General features: G+C 55.8%; 21 protein-coding genes and 1 pseudogene. 5 read left to right on the top strand and 17 right to left on the bottom strand.

The window, feature by feature from the left end:
* Positions 1 to 58: 58 nt before the first annotated feature.
* The 11 genes from ACQ4W0_RS21350 to ACQ4W0_RS21300 form a co-directional block, all read right to left on the bottom strand.
* Positions 59 to 1,444 (bottom strand): phage tail protein, encoded by a 1,386-nt coding sequence (locus ACQ4W0_RS21350; protein ID WP_436578577.1) that lies wholly within the window; start codon positions 1,442 to 1,444, stop codon positions 59 to 61.
* Complete coding sequence (locus ACQ4W0_RS21345; RefSeq protein WP_436578576.1) at positions 1,441 to 2,061, bottom strand: phage tail protein I; 621 nt, start codon at positions 2,059 to 2,061, stop codon at positions 1,441 to 1,443. Before ACQ4W0_RS21345 ends, ACQ4W0_RS21350 begins: the two co-directional genes overlap by 4 nt.
* A complete protein-coding gene (locus ACQ4W0_RS21340; RefSeq protein ID WP_436578575.1) occupies positions 2,054 to 2,965 on the bottom strand; it encodes a baseplate assembly protein in 912 nt (303 codons plus the stop codon). Before ACQ4W0_RS21340 ends, ACQ4W0_RS21345 begins: the two co-directional genes overlap by 8 nt.
* A complete protein-coding gene (locus ACQ4W0_RS21335; protein ID WP_436578574.1) occupies positions 2,962 to 3,306 on the bottom strand; it encodes a GPW/gp25 family protein in 345 nt (114 codons plus the stop codon). Before ACQ4W0_RS21335 ends, ACQ4W0_RS21340 begins: the two co-directional genes overlap by 4 nt.
* On the bottom strand, positions 3,303 to 3,947 hold the full coding sequence (locus ACQ4W0_RS21330) for a phage baseplate assembly protein V (protein ID WP_436578573.1): 645 nt from the start codon (positions 3,945 to 3,947) through the stop codon (positions 3,303 to 3,305). The genes ACQ4W0_RS21335 and ACQ4W0_RS21330 overlap by 4 nt, the downstream gene beginning before the upstream one ends.
* A gap of 363 nt (positions 3,948 to 4,310) precedes the next feature.
* Positions 4,311 to 4,694, bottom strand: coding sequence for a hypothetical protein (locus ACQ4W0_RS21325; RefSeq protein WP_051958827.1), 384 nt, complete (start codon positions 4,692 to 4,694; stop codon positions 4,311 to 4,313).
* Positions 4,695 to 4,704: 10 nt separating this feature from the next.
* Positions 4,705 to 5,454 carry a hypothetical protein gene (locus ACQ4W0_RS21320; RefSeq protein ID WP_436578572.1) on the bottom strand — a complete coding sequence of 250 codons (750 nt, stop codon included), beginning with the start codon at positions 5,452 to 5,454 and terminating at the stop codon, positions 4,705 to 4,707.
* 44 nt (positions 5,455 to 5,498) lie between these two features.
* Complete coding sequence (locus ACQ4W0_RS21315; protein ID WP_436578571.1) at positions 5,499 to 6,050, bottom strand: PAAR domain-containing protein; 552 nt, start codon at positions 6,048 to 6,050, stop codon at positions 5,499 to 5,501.
* Between the two features lie 258 nt (positions 6,051 to 6,308).
* Positions 6,309 to 6,626, bottom strand: a complete 318-nt coding sequence (locus ACQ4W0_RS21310) for a hypothetical protein (protein ID WP_436578570.1) — start codon at positions 6,624 to 6,626, stop codon at positions 6,309 to 6,311.
* Positions 6,627 to 6,971: 345 nt separating this feature from the next.
* A complete protein-coding gene (locus tag ACQ4W0_RS21305; protein WP_436578569.1) occupies positions 6,972 to 7,361 on the bottom strand; it encodes a hypothetical protein in 390 nt (129 codons plus the stop codon).
* A 134-nt stretch (positions 7,362 to 7,495) separates the two neighbouring features.
* Positions 7,496 to 8,020, bottom strand: a complete 525-nt coding sequence (locus tag ACQ4W0_RS21300) for a GNAT family N-acetyltransferase (RefSeq protein WP_436578568.1) — start codon at positions 8,018 to 8,020, stop codon at positions 7,496 to 7,498.
* A gap of 199 nt (positions 8,021 to 8,219) precedes the next feature.
* Between ACQ4W0_RS21300 and ACQ4W0_RS21295 the strand changes: the two are divergent.
* The 3 genes and pseudogenes from ACQ4W0_RS21295 to ACQ4W0_RS21285 all read left to right on the top strand — a co-directional run.
* Positions 8,220 to 8,732, top strand: a pseudogene (locus ACQ4W0_RS21295) (phage portal protein); the annotation flags it as partial.
* Positions 8,729 to 8,944, top strand: coding sequence for a hypothetical protein (locus tag ACQ4W0_RS21290; RefSeq protein WP_436578567.1), 216 nt, complete (start codon positions 8,729 to 8,731; stop codon positions 8,942 to 8,944). The pseudogene ACQ4W0_RS21295 and the gene ACQ4W0_RS21290, both read left to right, overlap by 4 nt.
* A 923-nt stretch (positions 8,945 to 9,867) precedes the next feature.
* Complete coding sequence (locus ACQ4W0_RS21285; RefSeq protein ID WP_436578566.1) at positions 9,868 to 10,452, top strand: RNA polymerase sigma factor; 585 nt, start codon at positions 9,868 to 9,870, stop codon at positions 10,450 to 10,452.
* Between the two features lie 104 nt (positions 10,453 to 10,556).
* Here ACQ4W0_RS21285 and ACQ4W0_RS21280 read toward each other — a convergent pair whose 3' ends face one another.
* The 5 genes from ACQ4W0_RS21280 to ACQ4W0_RS21260 form a co-directional block, all read right to left on the bottom strand.
* Positions 10,557 to 11,411 carry a sterol desaturase family protein gene (locus tag ACQ4W0_RS21280; RefSeq protein ID WP_436578565.1) on the bottom strand — a complete coding sequence of 285 codons (855 nt, stop codon included), beginning with the start codon at positions 11,409 to 11,411 and terminating at the stop codon, positions 10,557 to 10,559.
* Positions 11,412 to 11,506: 95 nt separating this feature from the next.
* Positions 11,507 to 12,244 carry a PEP-CTERM sorting domain-containing protein gene (locus ACQ4W0_RS21275; protein WP_436578564.1) on the bottom strand — a complete coding sequence of 246 codons (738 nt, stop codon included), beginning with the start codon at positions 12,242 to 12,244 and terminating at the stop codon, positions 11,507 to 11,509.
* A 605-nt stretch (positions 12,245 to 12,849) separates the two neighbouring features.
* The gene (locus ACQ4W0_RS21270) at positions 12,850 to 13,722 is read right to left on the bottom strand and encodes a hypothetical protein (protein ID WP_436578563.1); all 873 of its coding nucleotides are present in this window, start codon (positions 13,720 to 13,722) and stop codon (positions 12,850 to 12,852) included.
* Between the two features lie 343 nt (positions 13,723 to 14,065).
* Complete coding sequence (locus tag ACQ4W0_RS21265; RefSeq protein WP_436578562.1) at positions 14,066 to 15,172, bottom strand: DUF3667 domain-containing protein; 1,107 nt, start codon at positions 15,170 to 15,172, stop codon at positions 14,066 to 14,068.
* 629 nt (positions 15,173 to 15,801) lie between these two features.
* The gene (locus tag ACQ4W0_RS21260; protein ID WP_436578561.1) at positions 15,802 to 17,202 is read right to left on the bottom strand and encodes an aminotransferase-like domain-containing protein; all 1,401 of its coding nucleotides are present in this window, start codon (positions 17,200 to 17,202) and stop codon (positions 15,802 to 15,804) included.
* A 276-nt stretch (positions 17,203 to 17,478) separates the two neighbouring features.
* On the opposite strand from ACQ4W0_RS21260, the gene ACQ4W0_RS21255 reads away from it, so the two are divergent.
* Both ACQ4W0_RS21255 and ACQ4W0_RS21250 read left to right on the top strand, forming a co-directional pair.
* Entirely contained in the window at positions 17,479 to 17,724 is a 246-nt protein-coding gene (locus ACQ4W0_RS21255) for a hypothetical protein (RefSeq protein ID WP_436578560.1), read from the top strand.
* Positions 17,725 to 17,938: 214 nt separating this feature from the next.
* Positions 17,939 to 18,331: a GFA family protein gene (locus ACQ4W0_RS21250; protein ID WP_436578559.1), complete on the top strand. Its 393-nt coding sequence runs from the start codon at positions 17,939 to 17,941 to the stop codon at positions 18,329 to 18,331.
* Positions 18,332 to 18,504: 173 nt separating this feature from the next.
* Here the strand turns inward: ACQ4W0_RS21250 and ACQ4W0_RS21245 are convergent, their stop codons facing one another.
* The gene (locus tag ACQ4W0_RS21245) at positions 18,505 to 18,882 is read right to left on the bottom strand and encodes a c-type cytochrome (RefSeq protein ID WP_436578558.1); all 378 of its coding nucleotides are present in this window, start codon (positions 18,880 to 18,882) and stop codon (positions 18,505 to 18,507) included.
* Positions 18,883 to 19,040: the final 158 nt, after the last annotated feature.

The following is a 19,040-nucleotide window of genomic DNA, read 5'->3' as shown; positions in this document are numbered from 1 at the left end:
GCAGCCTGGATGCAAAGTCCGCATTGCGCCACAGTTCGGCGGTCGATTCGATGACTTGTCAGATGTTGGGCCCGGTCTCCATGAGAGTCAGGTATTGCCCCGGCTTGATCGTGATGCTTGGCACACTGCCTACATCAAATCCAATGACGACACCGGGCGCGGCAAGGATGGTGCCGCTATGGAAAAGTCCGAAGAACCGGACGCACTTTCCAGAATTGGGGGGAATGCCCAGCGATGCTGGGTCGGGAATGGTGAGAGTCCTGCCCGCATACGGGAAGTACAGGGCGCAGCCGATATCCTCGGCGGTGAGCGTGCGGCTCTCCAGTACGTGGGAATAGCGCACCATGTTGCCTTGTGCGCGCTGCACAAAATCGGTGTTGGCCAGCTTGTTCGACGCGTCAAACTTTGGCGGCGTCGCCACCTCTTTCATGCTGTATTGCGGATGCGGATCAGCAGCCGCTGCGTGCTTGGCCAGTTGCGCGTCTGCGTAGTCTATGACGGCCTTGTCCTGTTGATCCATATGGCTGCGCTTAGCCAACAGTGGATGGGGATCGTCAGCAGCCAGGTGCTTGGCCAGTTGCTGGTCGCCATAGGCGTGTGCGCTGGCGTCTTGCCGGTCGATGTAGGCAACGACATCACGAACCTGCTGATCGACGTAAGTGACCTTGGCCAGGAGCGGGTGCGGGTCGGTGGCAGCCTGATGATTGGCCAGTTGCTGATCGCCATAGCTGCATACGCTGGCGTCCTGCTGGTCGACATAGGAGGATCTAGCCAGCGTTGGATGCACATCGAGGGCGGCCAAGTGCCTGGTCAGTTGCAGATCACCATAGGCAGCGACATCTTTGCCCTGCTGCTCGACGTAGGCGCGTATGCTGGCATCCTTCTGATCGACATAGGTGCGATGGGCCAGCAACGGGTGCGGGTCAAGAGCGGCCAGGTGCTTGGCCAGTTGCGCATCGCTATAGGCGCGCACGGTAATGTCTTGGTCATCGACATATTTACGGGTGGCCAGGATGACGGACGGATCGATTTTCAGTTCGATGGCGGCCGTGCTGGCGACGATCAGCACGATGCGCACCACTTGCGTGCGCCCGCTGCCCTCGGCCATCAGGGGCTTGTAGCTGGGCGGGCAGTTGGCCACCGCGCACAGGTCGCCGGCCTCGTCGAAGATGCCGATTTCGCGTATCCACCAGCCGCCCACGTCCTCGGGCAAGACTTGTTCGACGATGATTTGGCTGGCGTTGGCCGGGTCGATGCTCAGTTGGTTCAAGCCGGCGCGGCGCACTTCGCGCACCAGCGCCTTTTGCGTGCGCACAGGCATCGGCAGATTGCCGTTGCCGTCGCCCACGGCCAGGCTTTTCAGTTTCAGGGTTTGACCCAGGGCGATGGCGTTGGCCAGCTTGGCCTCGCCCACTTCGGTCAGGATGGCAAAGTATGTGCTCATGGATAGATGGTCAGGGTGTCGATGGTATGGGATGCGCCGGCCTGCAACAGCCTGCCGCGCACTTCGATGGTTTCCGCGATCCAGGGATACACGGTCATGGCGTCGCCGTGGTACGCACAAGCGCCCGCGTAAATGCTGCCGCGACTTTCCAGATAAATCGCCAGGCCCGTCATGTGACGGCTGACGGGCTTGGCGTCGGCAATCAGGCGTTCCATTTCCTGAAACATGTCGTCCGTGATGCCCGTATCCAGCACGCCCACGTCGAGGCGGAAAGTGCCCGGTACGCCCGGTGGCGTGGTCTGCCACCATTCAGTAATGCGGATCAGGTAGCCCAGTGACTCCACCACGCGGCGCACGGCGGCAATCGTGCCCTTGTGCTTGTGGATGAAATAGGCCGCCTTGATGGCGCCGCGTTTGATCGACTCGGGCCAGTTGTCGTCCCAGCGGTCGACAGAACAGGCCCAGGCCAGAAAAGGCAGCAAGTTGACCGGGCAGCGGTCGGCGTTCCACAGGTCGCGCAGCGGCACGGGCACGTTGACCAGCTCGGCGCAGGCCACGGCAATGGCGCGCTCCAGCGCCGTGGTGTTGGGCGGCAGGGTGGGAACGGTCCTATTCATCGAGTACCACCACATTGAGCTTGATGGCAGTGCAGCGCGCGGCCTGGGTGGCGTTCAGTTCGATGTCCGCCGCCGGGCTGGTCAAGACGACCTTGCGCACGCCCTCGACGTGGACGGCGGCGCTGCAGGCGGACCGGTAGATGCTATGCCCCAGCGGGCGGCGCGGTTGCGACACTCGCACGGCGTCGGCGCGCGCGGCGTCCAGCAGAATCGGCACTTCCGGGCCGACGCCGATAAACAAGGTGGCCTCGATCTGGTAGTCGATGACCTGGGCGGCTTGCACGGTGAGGCGGTCGCCCAGGGGGCGCACGTCCTCGGCGTTGAGCGCGCGCGCCACGCTGGCCAGCAGCGCGGCGTCGGCGATGCCCGTGTCGTTGTTGGCCAGTACCGTGACGATGACGTGCGCCGGCGCGGGGCTGGTGGCGCTTGCGTCCTTGACGCGGCCGTCGCTGCTGCGCGCGTGGAATTCGTAGGACGCTTTCGGGCCGGCCACGGACAGGCCGTCCGGCGCTTCCTGGATGCGCAGGCGATAGGCGTCGTTGTCTTCCATGACGGCGGCCACGGGCGGCAGGGCGTTGGGATTGGCCGGCATGATGGTCAGGCGCTCTACGTTGACGTTGGCGCCCAGTTGGTCCAGATCTCCATCGAGGGCAAACGCCAGCATGACGGCCTTGCCGGCCTCGTTGACGCGGTTGCGCAGGATGGTTTCCTGATACGCGTTTTCTTCCAGCAGCTTGGTGGCCGGTTCCGATTCCAGTTCCAACAGGGCCGTGACGGCGGCGCGCTCGGCTTCCGGCAGCAGGCTGACCAGGTGCGTCTTGCGGCCGGCCAGGATAGCTTCGAAGTCCAGCACTTCCACCACGCTGGGCGCCGGCAATTGGGTCAGGTCAATAGGTGTGCTCATACGGCGCCCCCTTGTTTGACGGGCACGGATAGGGTGATGCCCTGGCCATTCGCCGTGCCGTCGAGCAGCAGCGCGATGGCGCCGTCGGTGTCGCGCGTGAGCTGTACGCTGGCGAGCTGCAAACGCGGCTCCCAGCGGCGCAGGGCAAAGTCGGTAGCTGCGTAGATGCGCAACTGCGTGGCGCTGTTCAGGGGCTGGTCGATCAGCTCGGGCACTTCGGAGCCATAGCGGCGGCGCCGGATGCGCGAGCCTATGGGCGTGGTCAAAATGTCGGTGACCGACTGGCGCAGGTGGCCCAGGCCCGTCAGGTTGCGCCCGGTGGCGGCGTGCATGCCCATCATGATTGTGGCCCGCCCGACTTGTCGCTGCCGGCTTTGACGCCGCCGTGTGGATGTTTGGCCAGGCTGATGGCGCCGGCCAGCACGTCGTCGCTGGCCTTGATCGTCCCTTGCACGGCCATGGCCACGCTGCCAGCGGCGCCGGCCTTGGCGTTCACGCCGCCGTTCAGGGCGGTGGCGCCGTTGACGATCAGGTTTTTCATGACGGTCAGGTCGCCCGTGCAGATGGTGCTGGACGCATTCGACGTGACCTTGTCAGCGGTGATGGTGGCCGTACCGCCGGGTAGGGTGGCCGTCAGGGAGTGGGCCGCGTGGTCGTACTGCACCACGGCGCCGTCCGGGTAGTGCGTGGTGTGGATGGTAGGGCTGGATTCGGGCGCGTCAAATTCCTGGGAGTACAGCGCTGGCAGGATGATGCCGCGCGTCAGGTCGCCGCCCGGGGAAAAGACGATCACTTGTTCGCCGACGGTGGGCGCCGACCAAGTGCACGTGCTGCCAGCGCGTCGTGTGGCCCAGTTCAGCCATTCGGTGGTGAGTGTCGGCCCGAGTCGCACGCGCGCCTTGGCTCCTTTGACCTCGGCGATGGTGCCCAGGCGGATCAGGTTTTGCAGCAAGCGGAGGAGGTCGGACAGGTCGGCGTTCATGCAATGCATGTTGCCGAAGTCCGCGTGCGGATGCACGCGGGGGCGGGTTGATATGTGGCTTAGTGACTATCGCAGACCGTGATGCATAAGCTCATATTTTCCAAGTAAGGGCGATATGGTGGGTGTCTGCTTTCGCCCCAAAGCAGACTGCCAGCGTTCGCGCCGCTGCCTTCACGGTGATTTTCTAGCGTCTGTAGTCATGCCACCACCGGGGTTAAGCGCGTTGCCTTATTTCTACACCAGTCGCAGGATGCGATGCTCGATACCGGAACTCTGTGCAAATTTAGAGTCCTGCTAGAAGCGTGAATGAATTTAACAATCGCTGCAGGCCACAACTTTATGATTTTTCAAAACGGAAACGTATTACTTCTGCGCGTTGTTTTTTGGTGAAGAGACGACGCCGACAAAAGCGTCCCATTTCTTATATGTCTTGTCCATCGATTTCGGACAAATCACTATTACGCCGGGCTTACCGTCCTCGTTGTCAGACGCAACGGCCCAACGAGTCTTAAAGGCGACGGCGCAGGTGGGGACGAATGTCCGCACGTCCGGCATCAAAGCCATCCATTCCCCACGGGCAGGAGGCGTTTGCCGCTTGAGAAATTTGCGGGCCTCTTCCCTGACTTCATACATCCCCTGCATGCCGCCGATTGTCCGATAACGCAGTAATGGGTCGGCTGATTGGATCGGTTGAACGCCGTCCGCGAAGCACCGAGGCGCGATCGCGCAGGCCAAGATCACGCACAAGGCGGCACTTCTATTTGATGGTGACTGTGCCGACATATATTCCCTCCGAGTCGCTGCGGTTTGAAATCAGATAATGGTAGAGCGCGTTCCATTGGGTCAGATCATACATCGTCACGCATCCCTCCGACACGTTACCTACATGGACGAAATTGCTGTTGTGGTTCGGAGCGTATTCGATAGGGAACCAGACGGTATGGTATTTCAAATCAGGGTTGCCGCCGGGGGCGGTAACGTAGAAGGCGGTGTATTTGTCGGCCTTAGCGGACTGCGGTGCCATAATCCGGTAGATCCCGCGCGGCAGAGGCTTGGAATGGCGCTGCTGATTGAAGAACGGGCTGACCCGATTGGTCTCGACATAGGGGATGTCGGAGTCCAAAGTAATCATCGCGCTATGCCCGTCGAACTCTAAAGTGGACACAAGCTGGTTGTGGATCTGGCCGCGGCGAGGCTTTGATGCGAGTTCTTTGTAGGTTCCCATTGTCGCGACCAGCTTTGCTCCAGAACCACGCTTTACATCGACTAAGCACTTCGCAGCGTTTTCCTTCTTCATGCTCGCGGTCCGGCCCTTGTGTTCCCCTTCCTTGATAACGAAGAATGCGCGGTCGCCCTTCTCGCCAGCCATGATCACTTTGACGAACTCGCAAATGAATGCGAAGTCCGTCCTTTTTCCCGTCACCGCGTCAGCTTCGAGCTGGACTTTGAGCCAGCCCGTGGTGTCGTAGGACTTGGTATATCGGGTGGCAGCCGTCACCCGATGCATGCTGCCTAACCTTGTGTTGGTGGTCGCTGTCGCGAGAGGTCCGCTCATGCTATGTGGTGTCCCAAGTAGATTTCGATCGGTTGAGCCGCGTCGGTGACGTAGCGCTCCGTGCGTCCTTCGATGTCGGTGATGCCCCGGACGAGCTCGCCCGAAGGCAGCTTTACGGTATAGGGCATTTCGGCCAGGACGCTCTCCTCTTCGTTGAACAGCACGAACTGCTCGTCGAACGGCTTTGCATCGGGTCCTGGCTTCGACACATTGACGTTCATCACGGCTGCAGCTGCTGCTTTGGCAGCAGTAGTCGCACTCGACGATCCCGATGCGCCCACGCTCCACTCGACAGTGTCGGTGAACTGCGTCGCGATGAGTATCGCGCCGCAACTGGTCTTCATGCCAGCGACGGCGACACCCTTGCCGTAGAAAGTTGTTGTCATTACGCCCTCGACTATTGGAAAGTCGCCTTTGCACTTCGGGCAGTGGACCTTGTGGCCGATGAATGCAATGGGCTGGCCCATGCAAATGTCCATCAACGACCCCTCTAAAACAATGCCATGGTGGCTCGTTGGATCTCCCTTCCTTATGATTTCGCCAGCCATTTTAGCTCCACATCTATTTTAATATAACGAATCGCCACGACAACCGTACTCCCCCCTGAGAGGCTTTGTTACATAAAAAATCCCGACATCTTGACTCTACTGTGAACTGCAAACAAGAATCTAAAAACTTTATCAATGAAGTTAATTGTTTGATAATTTATGCAAGATGCCTCGCAGAACAGCCACTGTCTGCTTTTGGCCGGTTGCGGTCGTCGGTAGGTTCCGCCCCGAAGCGGACGGCCCTGCGTATTACGGAAACTACTCATCCGTATGACGCACGACATTGACAGATAGGCCAACTCCAGCACACGGATTGGAGTTCCCTAGATCGACGCCCACATGCAATGCCGAGTTGCTGGATTTGGCAAGGTCGAGTTCTGCCGCTGCCTTCAACAAAAACTCGCCAATCGCGCGCAGCTCTTTCGGTGTTCCGTGAAAATCCACATCAACAATCGTCACAGGAAGAATACAGCCATCTGCGTCGGGTTCTTCTGGCCAGCCAACGATGCGCATCTGATCTCCGGGTTGGTTAAATGTCCGCTCTTGGACGTTAGCTGAAAAATTATTCGTCGGCATATGGAATCATATCGATCTCAGGGAAGGACGTTGTGTAGACGCCCCAATCTCGAAATCTATAATACATAGTCATTGCCTCGAATGGACTCTTCGCATCAACAGTCCATTCCAACCGCGAATTGCTCGGTAGAAGAGCTCGGGCGGCATCGCCTTCTGGGCCAGCCAAGAAAAAGGTATCAAGGCCGTCCGGTTCAACCCAAAGCTCATGCAGCATTATGTCTCCCTAATTCGTCTAGGTTTGCTCTTGACCGCTTGCCGCCGTTGCTAGGTTCCGCCCCATTGCAGACATACGAATGGGTGACAGAAGCCTTGACGATTGAAGGTGGCCACCTAGTGTCAGTGTGGCTAAATCTTGGCAGGCCAGATGACGTCATGAATCTCTGGTTCGTGCTTTGAGAAAACGCTGACGCAAGCACCAGCCGTCACAATAAGCCACTCGCGTAGCGACTGGGTATAGCCGAGCCGCTCGTCTTCTTCCTTCGCCCAACCACCATCGAACACCTCAAGGACGGGATAACCCGAAGGAAAGCCTTCACCGATCCAGTACTCTGCCAGTGGGACTTCATCAAGAAGCCTGAATCCGTCAACATGGGTAAATGTGACCTCGACCCCATCATCCCTGTTGCGGTTTCGAAGGACGCGTATCGACAAACCACCATCGTAGGCAACCGAGTGTATGTCTGCTCCCCAGTCGAATTGCTCCTGGCAGCCAAAGGGTTTCGCTGTAATTGGCATGTATTTCGTGTCTTAGAAAGTTTGTTGAGCATGGCTGCAAAACGATTTATGGCAACTTGGCCGGTGCAGACACGCATGGGCAGCGGCCGTTTCTGGCCGGAAGTGGCCATTCTGCGAATGTACGGGCAGAGGCTTTAGGTACCCGTCTCATCCCGCAATATTGCATAGACGTTCATATCGACATGTTGGCCACGCACGAAATTAGCACCGCGTGATATCCCTTCTTTCTGAAAGCCGCTTTTAATCGCTACCTTTTCCGATGCCTCATTGCGCGTGTCCATACGAATCTCTAGTCGGTTGACCAGTGTGGAATCGAACAAGTAACGCACCAGCAGCCGAACGGCCTCCGTGACGAAACCCCGGCCGCGATACTCATTCGACAGGGTGTAGCCAATCTCACGGGCATTAAAGTATGGAACTGCCTTACGGTGCCATATCGTTCCGATGACAGTGCCGCCGGATTTTTCAACAATCACAAACCGTACCAGGGTATCGCTTACCATGCCGTCGGCCTTGAGGTTTCGCTCTAGTTCAATTGGCGAATGTATCGCATTCGTCAAGTATTCTCCACGCACATCGGGGTCGTTTAACAAAGTCGTCAGTGCAGGGAGATCGCTGTGGACAACATGACGGATAACGAAATTGCTTCCTTTAATCATAACGTGTATTTCCCTATTTATACGGTAAGACTGTTTCTGGCCGGTTACGGTCGGTTTCACGCGACTCTAACCCATTTGATAACTAATGTCAGTTGAAGTTTGCATTGAAGCATCTTAGTTTTTTTCCATATGACGTAGCAGCGATTCGCGTATTAACGTCCGATCCAGTTCACTCAAGCCCAGCAGCGGCCGCTCCGGGTACCTGAGCGCGCTGCAGTCGGCATGGCTCAACGAGGCGGCGACTCTGTTCCGCCGCAAGTATTACAAGAACGGCTCGCATGCCGGTTTCGTGTTCTACATGACGGACGCGGCCGCCAACACCCAGGACGTGGACAACCTGCGCCAGGCCATGCGCGACAGCAAGGGGCCGGGCAACTTCCGCAACCTGTTCATGTACGCGCCGAACGGCAAGAAGGACGGCATCCAGATTCTGCCGGTGTCGGACGTGGCCGCCAAGGACGAGTTTTTTAATATCAAGAGCGTGACGCGCGACGACCAGCTGGCTGCGCACCGCGTACCGCCCCAGCTGATGGGCATCCTGCCGAACAATGCTGGCGGCTTCGGCGCCGTGGAACCGGCCGCGCGCGTCTTCGCGCGCAATGAACTGGTGCCGCTGCAGGCACAGTTTGAAGCGATCAACGAGTGGGCCGGCGTGGAAGTGGTGCGCTTCGCCCCGTATGACCTTGCCACGGGCGGGGAGGGCGCGCAATGAGCGATCACGTAGACAATACCGACAAGATCATCTTTGCGGAGGTAGCGCGCGGCCTGGCTGCCGTGCGTGGTCGGCCTGCCCTGGTGGCGCATGGCTGCTGCCACTACTGCGACGAACCGCTGGCGCCCGCGCTGCTGTTCTGCGATGTGGACTGCCGCGACGACTACGACAAGGAGCAGGCGGCGAAGACCCGCGCCGGCCGCTCAGGATGACCGCCCCGCCGCGATAGCCAGCGGGGCAGGGCCGCGGCGATAGTCCAGCCACGCCAGAGCGCCCCAGCCACCGGACAAGCCGCCCACGAGGCGGCTTTTTCACGTCACGACGAATGATATTGCATCGAAAGAAAGAAAAAGTCCCATTTCAGCCCGGCGCGCGCAGTTGTCCCCCCTCCACACCTGCCCGCTAATTAGGGCTCTTTTGACTCAAATTTGCGCCATGGCCGAAGGCGCATGAGGACTGGCGTGGCCGGGCGAAGAGGAGGTATCAGATTTGACGCATTTTGACGCACTTTGAGCGGGTTTTAATATATGGGTGCGATGGGCGTGGAAAGGGCGGTTTGCTTGAGCTGGAGAGGCTGTATTGCAGCCGCATGACACATCGCTATTCCGTGCTGGCCAGACCTGCGGCAACCTGTGGGCAATCTACACCATGGTTCAATTTCGTTCTGACGATTGTGGCGCTCGAAAAGATTGGCATCGAACAATGCAGTGCCTGATGAATGCATGGCTTCAACATTAGATGTTGGCGTGGCGTCAAGCAACTGGCGCGCTTTTCGCGCTGATGGGCTAGATTCATTGGCCGTGAAGCTAGTTGGCTTTCAAATTATGGTAATTTATGCAATTCAAAACGAGCCACTTCCTTGCTTTAAAAGAATGTTTTTCTACAGCCTAGCAAAGAAGATCCCATTTTAGTAAATTTTTTAGAGATGTTATGTATGCAAGCGTACATAACATTTTGAGTATTAATTTCAAGTTGTTACAAACTGTGAACATTTGTCCAGGACGAACTAGTATGCTTTACCTTGACGGGCGGAAATAGTTTTTCATTGTAATTACATTGCGATATTTATTTTATTTTTATAAGTAGATAAATATTCTTGTTGCATGAATGAATTTCAATTCTTTGCGAGGTTAAGGTGGAACTTGATTCTATTCCGGCAGGAGAAAATAAGAATTCTGACCTCGCTTATTGGATTGAAAAAAATGATATGCAGTCTTTCCGGATGCTTTACGATGCTTCAAGTAAGCATTTATTATTTTATGCGTATAAAATTGTTAAAAATCAATACCTTGCTGAAGAGGTGCTGCAGGAAACATTCACGAGTATTTGGCTACAAGCTAACTCTTATAATGCCGAAAGAGGTAGTCCTGTAACGTGGATGCGAACAATCGTCAAGAATAAAGCTTTGGACGCTTTGAGGAATTCAAAGTTTTATTTAAATGCTGAATTATTGAAAGATACGAATAACGAGGAAGAGCCAAGTAATTCCCTTGAGCCTGACGCGGTATTAACAGAGAAGCAGTCTTCAATGCTTATAATGAAATATTTGCGAAAGCTTAACGGTTCTCAAATGGAAGCGATTTACCTTTCTTATTACAACGGCTTAAGTCACTCAGAAGTTGCAATTATGGTGGCTGAACCTTTAGGCACTGTAAAAAATCGTATAAGGCTTGGAATTTTGAGTCTGAGAAGAAGGCGAAGTGGTTTGCGGGCTGCGTAGCTGTCAAGACTAGCTTGTCTGCTCGCTCAACAAACGCAAGATAGCCTGCATGGGTGCAAGCTTTGATGACTGATACGTATCCATCGGTGTTGGGTCGTGTTGACTCACTTTGCCGTTTCCTGCATATCGCGTGGGGCGGAAGTTGCGCTCCGCCATGGTGCGAGCAACTGGCCAGCCAGGCTGGCGGGCATAGTCTGCTCGATGCCGCAGGCATCGGGCCACTCGCGCGGTAGGTGGTAGGTGCCGAACAGGAGGTCCAGTACGGGCAGAGTGGCTGCATAGTTGCGGTTGATATGCTCGATCTTGCTGTGATGCCAGTGGTGGAAAGCAGGTGTTGCCACCAGCCATTCTAGGGGGCCAAAGCGCCAGCGCACGTTGGCATGGATAAAGAAACCCCAGACCGTACCCGTCAGCAGCAACAGCACAGGAGCCGCGCTTCCAGCCACGCCGGTGCCCGCCATACCCAGCAGATACAAGGGTGTCATGCCGAACAGGCGCGTGACGACCATGTCTACCGGATGGGTGCGCGTATTGGCCAGGAAATATAGGTTTGCAGTGCTGTGGTGGACGGCATGGAAACGCCATAGCCACGGTATTTCATGACTGAGCCTATGCCCCCAGTAAGTGCCGACTTCACCGAGCAACAAAACCAGCAGCACTTTACTCCACAGTGGCAGGGCCGACAGAGTGGAGGGTACTGCCTCGGGCAGCCAGCGCTGGCCGGCCACGGCAATCAATGCCATTGGTGCCGCCAATAACATGGCCGGCACCAGGCTGCTGATGAAATAGAAACCCAGGTCACTGCATAGCTCGCGCCGCGAACGTCCCGGATGGCGTTCGCCAAAGAACCGCTCCAGTGGCAGGAACAGTATCGTCAGCGCCACTAGCCACAGGCTTAGGCGAAACACATCCACGGCCAAGCCAGGCAAGTGGGCCTGTATCCATTGTAGTGAACTCATGCTTATCCATTAATTAGCCAACGAAAAACAGCAAAGCGTAAACGCAACACGAAGCCCGCCTATGCCCTGGCCGCACCTCCATGTGATATTGCCGTTTAAGCTAGTTTTCCCATTTTCTTGCGGCGTGCCATGAAGCCCAGCAGGCCCAAGCCACCGGCCAACATGGCCCAGCTCGATGGCTCAGGCACGGCGGGCACGGACGCCATCATGGTAACGTTGTCAAGCAGTGAAAATGGTGGCTGGCCTGTTGGCGTGCCCTTTGCCAGGAAGGACAGTACTTCGCTGGTGTTACTGGCGGTAAATGTCATGGTTTCATGCATCCAGGGCACAAAGCCATGGCTGGCATTTTGCACAGTGGAAGTGGTGTATTGTTCCGCACCCAAAGATACTGTCCAGTTTTCCGTAGTGGCACCCGTAAAACCTGATTGTTGCGCCGCGGCCCAGTCGAAGCCTACGACATATTTCTGTCCTGCCACCAAACCATTGATGGTTTGCGAGATGGGACCTACTTCGTAGCCGCCGTCTGCAGCAATGAAGTTGCCTCCCGTAGGGCTGTTGCTCAGTCCATTGTTCTCACCCGTTCCAGGCCCCCAAAACTTCACCATACCGCCGAGCGATGATGCCGCTCCAACGGTGTCGGCGGTACCGGCCGCATACACGAAGTTGTAGCCGATCGATTTCCAGTCGGTGACGGTGGTCAGATAGGTCAGTTGCTTGTTGGCACCATTCGACGTCTTTTCGAAGTCACCGTTTTTTACCAAGTTGACAGTTTGGGCGGATGCTGCGCTAGCAGCGAGGGTGGTAAGGGCCAGGATAATTGCTTTGAAATACATGAGGAGTCCAGTCAGTAGGATTTAGTTGATTTAATGCTATCTAAGTGTCGAAATAATAATCTAGCACGGAGAAAATATCATGTTATTTGTACATCTGTAAATATATTTTTATTATTTGTTGCATGGAGAACTAACTGTGGATCTTGGGTCATTGCATCGCAGTGTTGCTACCGCAGTGGTGGATTGACGATATCTGCGCGCGGGCCGCAAGCCCGCATGGGTGTTGAGTTTCTTGTCGAGCTTCCCAAGCTTGCGCTCGGGCCCGTCCTCGAAGGGAGCTGGCTATGGACTGGCGACCGAAAGTCTGAGGCCTGAAAAATTCTGTGTTCCTATCAATCGACGGTACGAAAGTAGGTACATTAATGGTGGGTGGCAGTGCAGGGCTTCTGAATGCTAGCTATGTGCATTACACCGCTTCCGCCAAGGGATGAAGAAACCACCTTCGGGCTGTTTTAATGCCAGTTGAAGCGAGCAGGGAGCCTGCTCGCGAGCCAGCCTCTACGACCTCCAACACATCAATCTGTGTCTGAATGGCAGGCCTGCGCCTGCCCCCGCTCGCTCCGTGCTCGTCCTGCATATCAGCCCATATATTTCCTGTCGTTTGACTAAACGAATTTCTCGGTACCCCATTTATCAATGAATGCGCCCCCGGTATCGTCGAATTGATCGAATTTTTCACCACAACCGAGATGTTGCAAGTCGAGCTGGGTGGGGGCCAGCATTTTCTCTACGGTATGGGTTCCGTCTCTGGATCCAGCTTTGAAATCTAGCTTCGGTCGTCGCAGCGACAAGTATTCCTTCGTTCTGTATCCGACAGGCAGGGTACCTGCCAGCGACTTTGCCTTATTTTTAGCCAGCTGCTGGAATGTCGCTTCCAGCTCTGGTAACACGACCTTGCCCAGCGCCTTACATGTGGCATCAAACATTTCATTGCTGAGATCGCCTAGGACTTTGGCTGCCGACACGACAGGATTGGACCGGTAGATCAAAGTGAGTTTCAATAGTGCGTTCCCATTGATGCTATGCGGCAGTAGATACCCACAACCGCGTGCGCACTTGAGCCAGGGACCATCGGCCCAGAATAGTATGGGGCGGTTGAGAAGCTCGCCGGACTGCGCCGGCAGAAAAATCACGCAGACGAGGAAAGCCGAGTCGCTGCTAGTGATCTTCGCGAATTCCGACTCATTGACGAAGAATTCGACCGCTACTTCGTATCGGTTACTTTCATTCAGTGCCAGCGGACCGGTCCAGCGCGACTTGACCTGCAGTACATAAGGGAAGGCGGTGCTCCGCACTTTTACCGGGGCTGTCCCCTGGCTCGCCTTCAGCAGTTCGAACTGATTTGAAACCAGCAGGTCGAATCCGAAGTCGGCGGGTAGTTTGAATGCTTCCAGACCACAGGCGAAGATGCGGCCAGTAATAAGATTTTCGGCTTCGAAGCCCTTGTACAGGCGCTCGAAGAAATCGAGGTTGTCCATCAAGTATTCCTGGGTATTAAATATCAAGCAACATACTAACATTGAAATTTTGATATAAGTTGCCTTTAGGTAATCGCGAGGTCGTAGCCTATTCCCGTGCCCTTTAGTTTGCATTTGCATAGCAAAAAACGTTTCCGCATCGCCTATATGTGGCCACGAGACTAGGGCATTGTAATACTGCAGAAAAATCTTGAATGCGGAATGAAAAATATGCTAAGTCATTGATGTTGAATAAATATTTATGAGACTTGAAAACTAGCGACGGGTTAAACTGTTTGTGAGATTCGAAGGGCTGGGCCTACATGCCCAGCTCGCCCCGAATCCTCCCCCCGCTTTTGTGACTCTAGTGCACGCTCTTCATCAACACCAGCACGATGAACACGCAAAGCACGATGTTGGCCACCAGCAGTAACATGCAAGTGCGCCACAGCGCGCCCCATTTGCCCAGGTTGTAGGTACCGCGTAGCTGCAGAAACATGTGCAGGGGCGGCGCCAGGCACACCAGCAATCCGATCAGCCAGCCCTGGTTGAGTATCGATAGCGGTATCAGCACGGTAAACAGCAAGGACATGAAGCACAGCGAGTACAGCACGAACACCGCATGCTCGTACATGGTCACGTCGCGTTTCCATAAAAACATCAGCCACATGAAGGGCAGCGAGATCGGGATCAGCAGGAACGAGAACCTGTAGATCGTGTTCTTGAGCTTGTAAAACGCCAGCTCGGGATTCTCTGCTGCGTGATGAAAGCTTTTTTCCAACTCCGGAAACGTGGCGTTGGGATTGGGCGGGCTGGACGCGATCTTGGAGGCCATCTTGTCGAACCAACCGGGCTCTCTCAGCTCAACTGCCTCCTCACTGGTCACTTTTTCGGGCGACACGACGTGCAGCAGGCGTTGTTCGGCTTCGTGGTGAAGCTTGCGCGAAACGGCCAGCGCCTTCTCGACACCAGCGACCCCGACATCGGCCTTGCGAGCCTCATCCAGCGCTAGCTCATTACGCTCGACCCGGAGCTTGGCAGACGCGGCGTGTTTGGTCAGCGAGGCGATATTGGCGTCGCGGGTCAGAAGCTGGCCGCCGCCGAACGAGGTGACGAAGAAGGTCAGGAACACCATGAACAGGAACAGCGCTAGCGGCGAAACATAGTTCTGGCGCTGGCCGTCGATGTAGCGGCGCGTCAGGCGGCCAGGAAAGGCCACCAGCAGCGGGATCGTCTTCCAAGCCTTGGCGTCGAAGTGCAGGATGCCGTGCACCACTTCTTCGGCCAGGTGCAGCAGCGAATGGTGGATGTGGGCCGACTGGCCGCAGGCCTGGCAAAACGCGCCGCCCAGCGGCGCCTGGCAGTTGGCGCAGTTCGCAACGCTGGGCGGCGGCGTTGTATCGCCCTCGATCTCGCTGGCCGTCACACCTGCCATCGTCAGGGCGCCGACCGCTTTCAGGTCACTCATCATGCATCTCCCACCAGGAAAATGGCTGATTGTGCAACAAGGCGTCTGGATGTTCAAGTAAATACTGGCCAAAACGGCAATCGGCGCGCTCCCGGACAGTGCCGGCCACGGCTGGCGCCGGCAGCGGCACCGTCAAGGCCATCGAGCATGCCGTCGCATAAAGACGTTTCCGCATCGTCCGTGTGGGATGGTGAAAACAGTACGTTACAAGGTGACGGAAAAACATTGCGTGCGGAACGAAGTCGCGCGCAAGCAACTGAAAAGGATGAAGTATTTTGAAGATTTGAAATCTGGCGACGGGTTGCACTATTCGAAGGGCTGGGCCTACCGGCCCAGCCCGCCCCGAATCGTCCACCTGCTGCCCCTGCGCGGCAGCTCCGCGCGCCGTGGGAGCGCGTTCGTGGTTCTAACTGGGTTTCGACTGAGCCAGCTTCCATGGCATCCAACGCATCAGCCCGTGCTTGAATGGCGACCTGACCCAAAGCAGACGTTGTGCCGCACGGCTAACGTAGCTTTCTGCCAGTCGGTTCACCTTCGCGCGTGACCTCACGATAAATACACACTGAGGCAGCAAGCCAATGTGCGACCGTCTTGAGAAAACTCCCGGATGCAGCACAGTGTTTCCTGGACAGTTAAACCACGGCAGCGCTGAACGACTCGGGCCGCCGCGCAAGCAGATGAGACAGTCGTTGAAGACCCGCCTGCAAGCGTCCACGGTCCTTGATGCACCCCAAAGAGATCCGAATTGCATTCACGGATCCGCTGCCAGTGGCGAATGCCTCCGCCGGTGTGACTGCGATGCCCTCTCTGTCGGCTGCACGCGCAAGCTGTGAGGAGTTCCAATACGCCGGCAACTCGAGCCATACATGCAGGCCGTCTTCCGTGCCGCTGTACCGCCCCGCCAGAATATCCCGCGCCATGCGGTGGCGCAGGCGCGCCTCCTTGCGTATGCCTTCCATCAATCCGTCAGCCGAACCGTCGAGTATCCACTGAGTGGCCAGTGCGGCCGTCAGAGGAGCGACCATCAGCGCAAATGATCTTAGCGCGACCAGGAAGCGTTCGCGTTCGTGCGGGTCGCGTATCAGCACGAAGGCGACGCGCAAGCCGGGCGTCAGGCATTTCGACAGGGTTGATATGTAGTACACCTGTTCCGGGGCAAACGTGGCAATAGGCGGCGGCGGGGCATCGGCAAGGAGCCAGTAGGGATCGTCCTCGACGATGCGTACATTGCAGCGCTTTGCTATGTTGGCAAGCTCCTTGCGCCGGCGTTCCGGAATGGTGATGGCGGTCGGGTTCTGTAATGTCGGATTGAGGTAGACCAGCCCGGGCTTGTGCTGGCGGCACGCTTGCTCAAGCATCTCAGGCACCATCCCGTGCCTGTCCGCTTCCACCGCAATGAGGTGCCGGCCGAATTGGGTCGCTGCGGCACGCAAGCCGGGATAACTCGTTGGCTCTGCCAGGATAATGTCGCCAGGCTGCGTCAGCGCAAGGATCAATGCGGCGATCGCCGCTTGCGCACCCGGACAGACAACAAGCTGCCCGGAATCCAGATGTCCAAACATCGGTGCCAGCCATTTGGCGCCAGCCTTACGGTCGGAGTCGCTTCCCCCGCCCAAGTGGTAAGTCATCAGCAATTCATTATCTGCCCGCATCAATACTTGAGACAAACCTTGTTTCAACATGTCGTCGAAGTCCACGCCATCCGGCGGTGGCGGGGTATTCATGCTCAGGTCGAGGATAGCGGTCAATTCGACTTTCGGCGCCGCGACATACGTGCCTCGAGCACCGCGGCCCTCCAGCAAGTTGCGGCGCCTGGCTTCGTCGTATGCGCGCGTGATCGTCGTCAGGTCGACGTCCAGCTGGGCTGCCAACTGGCGCTGCGTAGGCAGGCGGTCACCCGGTGCCAAAGATCCGTCTGCCACCGCCGCCTGCAACGCATCCGCAATCTGCAAAAACCGTGGCCCTTTGTTGCTGGCCAAGCGCGGCAGCCAGATAGTCAAATGTTCATCTTGTATGGTTTTCAACTGGGACATTTTGTCTCAATGTATGGAAATTGTTTTCAGGTAGTATGCATCAGAACGTGCAGCAATACCATCCTTGCATGGCAGTCGCTGACGTTTTCTCATCTCTCATCTGGATCATTCGGCACAGTGCTGCGCCCGATGCCATGGTTATTTCATAGGCAGATATAATGAAAGAGTCAGACAGGATGCCTGGGGATGGTTTGAACAGAAAGCTGCTGAAGCAGCGTTCTGAGGTAGTTCTCCTCACGATAGATAGTGTCAAGTAATAGACTGGAAATACGCAAAATGATGGATTGGACCCCTATAGTCTTCGTGACGTTCAAGGCTCTCGTGCTCGGCACGGGCATGTTCTTCGCCATCAAGTGGCATTACGATCAAGGGAAGAAGGATAAGGATAAGGCGAAGCAGAATCGCGCGGTGCTACGCGCCAGCGGCAAGGTGGTCGCAGTCTTTGCGCTATCGCTCCTGGCCTTGGGGATCGTCACCTTCGTCGTTGTCAAGATGGTCGGGTTGGACATGACCTTGCCATGATGCAAGGAGTAGTCGGGCTATATCCAGTGTTGCGGCAGGCAGGTCAGAGCTCGCTTCATAGCCGTTGCTCTGGGCATTTGCAACGCCGCTAGAATGCGTTGGCGTCATATTTTCGGAGCGGGTCTGCTCGGTGGTGACGGCATGTCAATGTGTGCCTTGCCTGTCTGGAAGTACTGTGTAAAAATACAGTGTCAACATTCAAAAAGGACACATCATGATCAACGGCAGTTGCTGCTGTGGTTCAGTAAAGTTTGAATTGGCATCGCCCCCAAGCATGATGGGTATGTGTCACTGTTCTCGTTGTCGGAAGGCGGGAGCGAGTGCCTTGGCCTTCGTTGATAAAAATTCATTTACCTTGCTGGAGGGGCGAGAATTTATTCAACGATATGAGCCAGAGCCACCGTTTAAATATACAAGAACTTTTTGCAAAAACTGCGGGACTTCTTTGGGAGAAATTGGCTCAGAGAATGATTCATTCCCAATATCCGTTAACTGCTTGGATGATGATCCTGAGGTAAGAATGCAATTTCATGTTTATGTTGGCTCCAAGCCTGCATGGTATGAAATTTGTGATAATGCAAAACAGTTTCAAGAAAATCCAGCATAGTTAAAAAGCCAGTCATGTGCTGGCTTTTTTATCGTACTCTGATATTGCGAAGAATTTCAATGTTCGTTTTCTGCCTTCGCGCCCTGCGCGTGAGGTTTGAAGGGCTGTACCTGCCGGTCCGGTCCGCCCCGAATCTTCTGACGGCAGTATCGCCCCCCCTTCTCATCTCGAAATCATCGATTCTTTGAAATCACACCGCTCATGTATTGATTTAAATCGCGAAAATCCTGAACCTTCCATGCGTACGGCGATATTTTTACGCCATTTTCTCGCAAAGTTTTTGGAATCAAGTCGCCATTGGGACGAAGTATGACTGATGAAACAATAACGCCAGGATAGTCTTTTAGTCGTTTTTTGAAAGCCGATGTTGTAAGATCAGGTGTTGGAGGATTGCTTTTATTAGCCAATGGTCCTGTTCCTTTGATATCTGTTCCGTGGCACATGGCGCATCTCTGTATGTAGAGATTTTTCCCGTTGATAATATCCGCGAAGGCTGGTGATGTTTGAGTTAGCGATAGAATTCCTAGCGAGGCGATGAATAATATTTTCATGTGGTATTGTGGTGTCAGTAAAATCTGAATCTATTATTATATCTGCCGTTGTTCGCTTACACTAGCGTGGTGATTTTAGTAGCAAAATTGTGCTGCCCTTGCTAAGGCCGTGCCACATATCGTAGGCGCGCGTTCGTGGTTCTTTATCGCCTCGACTG

It is taken from the genome of Janthinobacterium breve (genome assembly GCF_051380895.1).
GTDB lineage: Bacteria > Pseudomonadota > Gammaproteobacteria > Burkholderiales > Burkholderiaceae_D > Janthinobacterium.
Note: the sequence above shows the minus strand (reverse complement) of the source record. Positions and strands in the feature narration are given on the sequence as shown.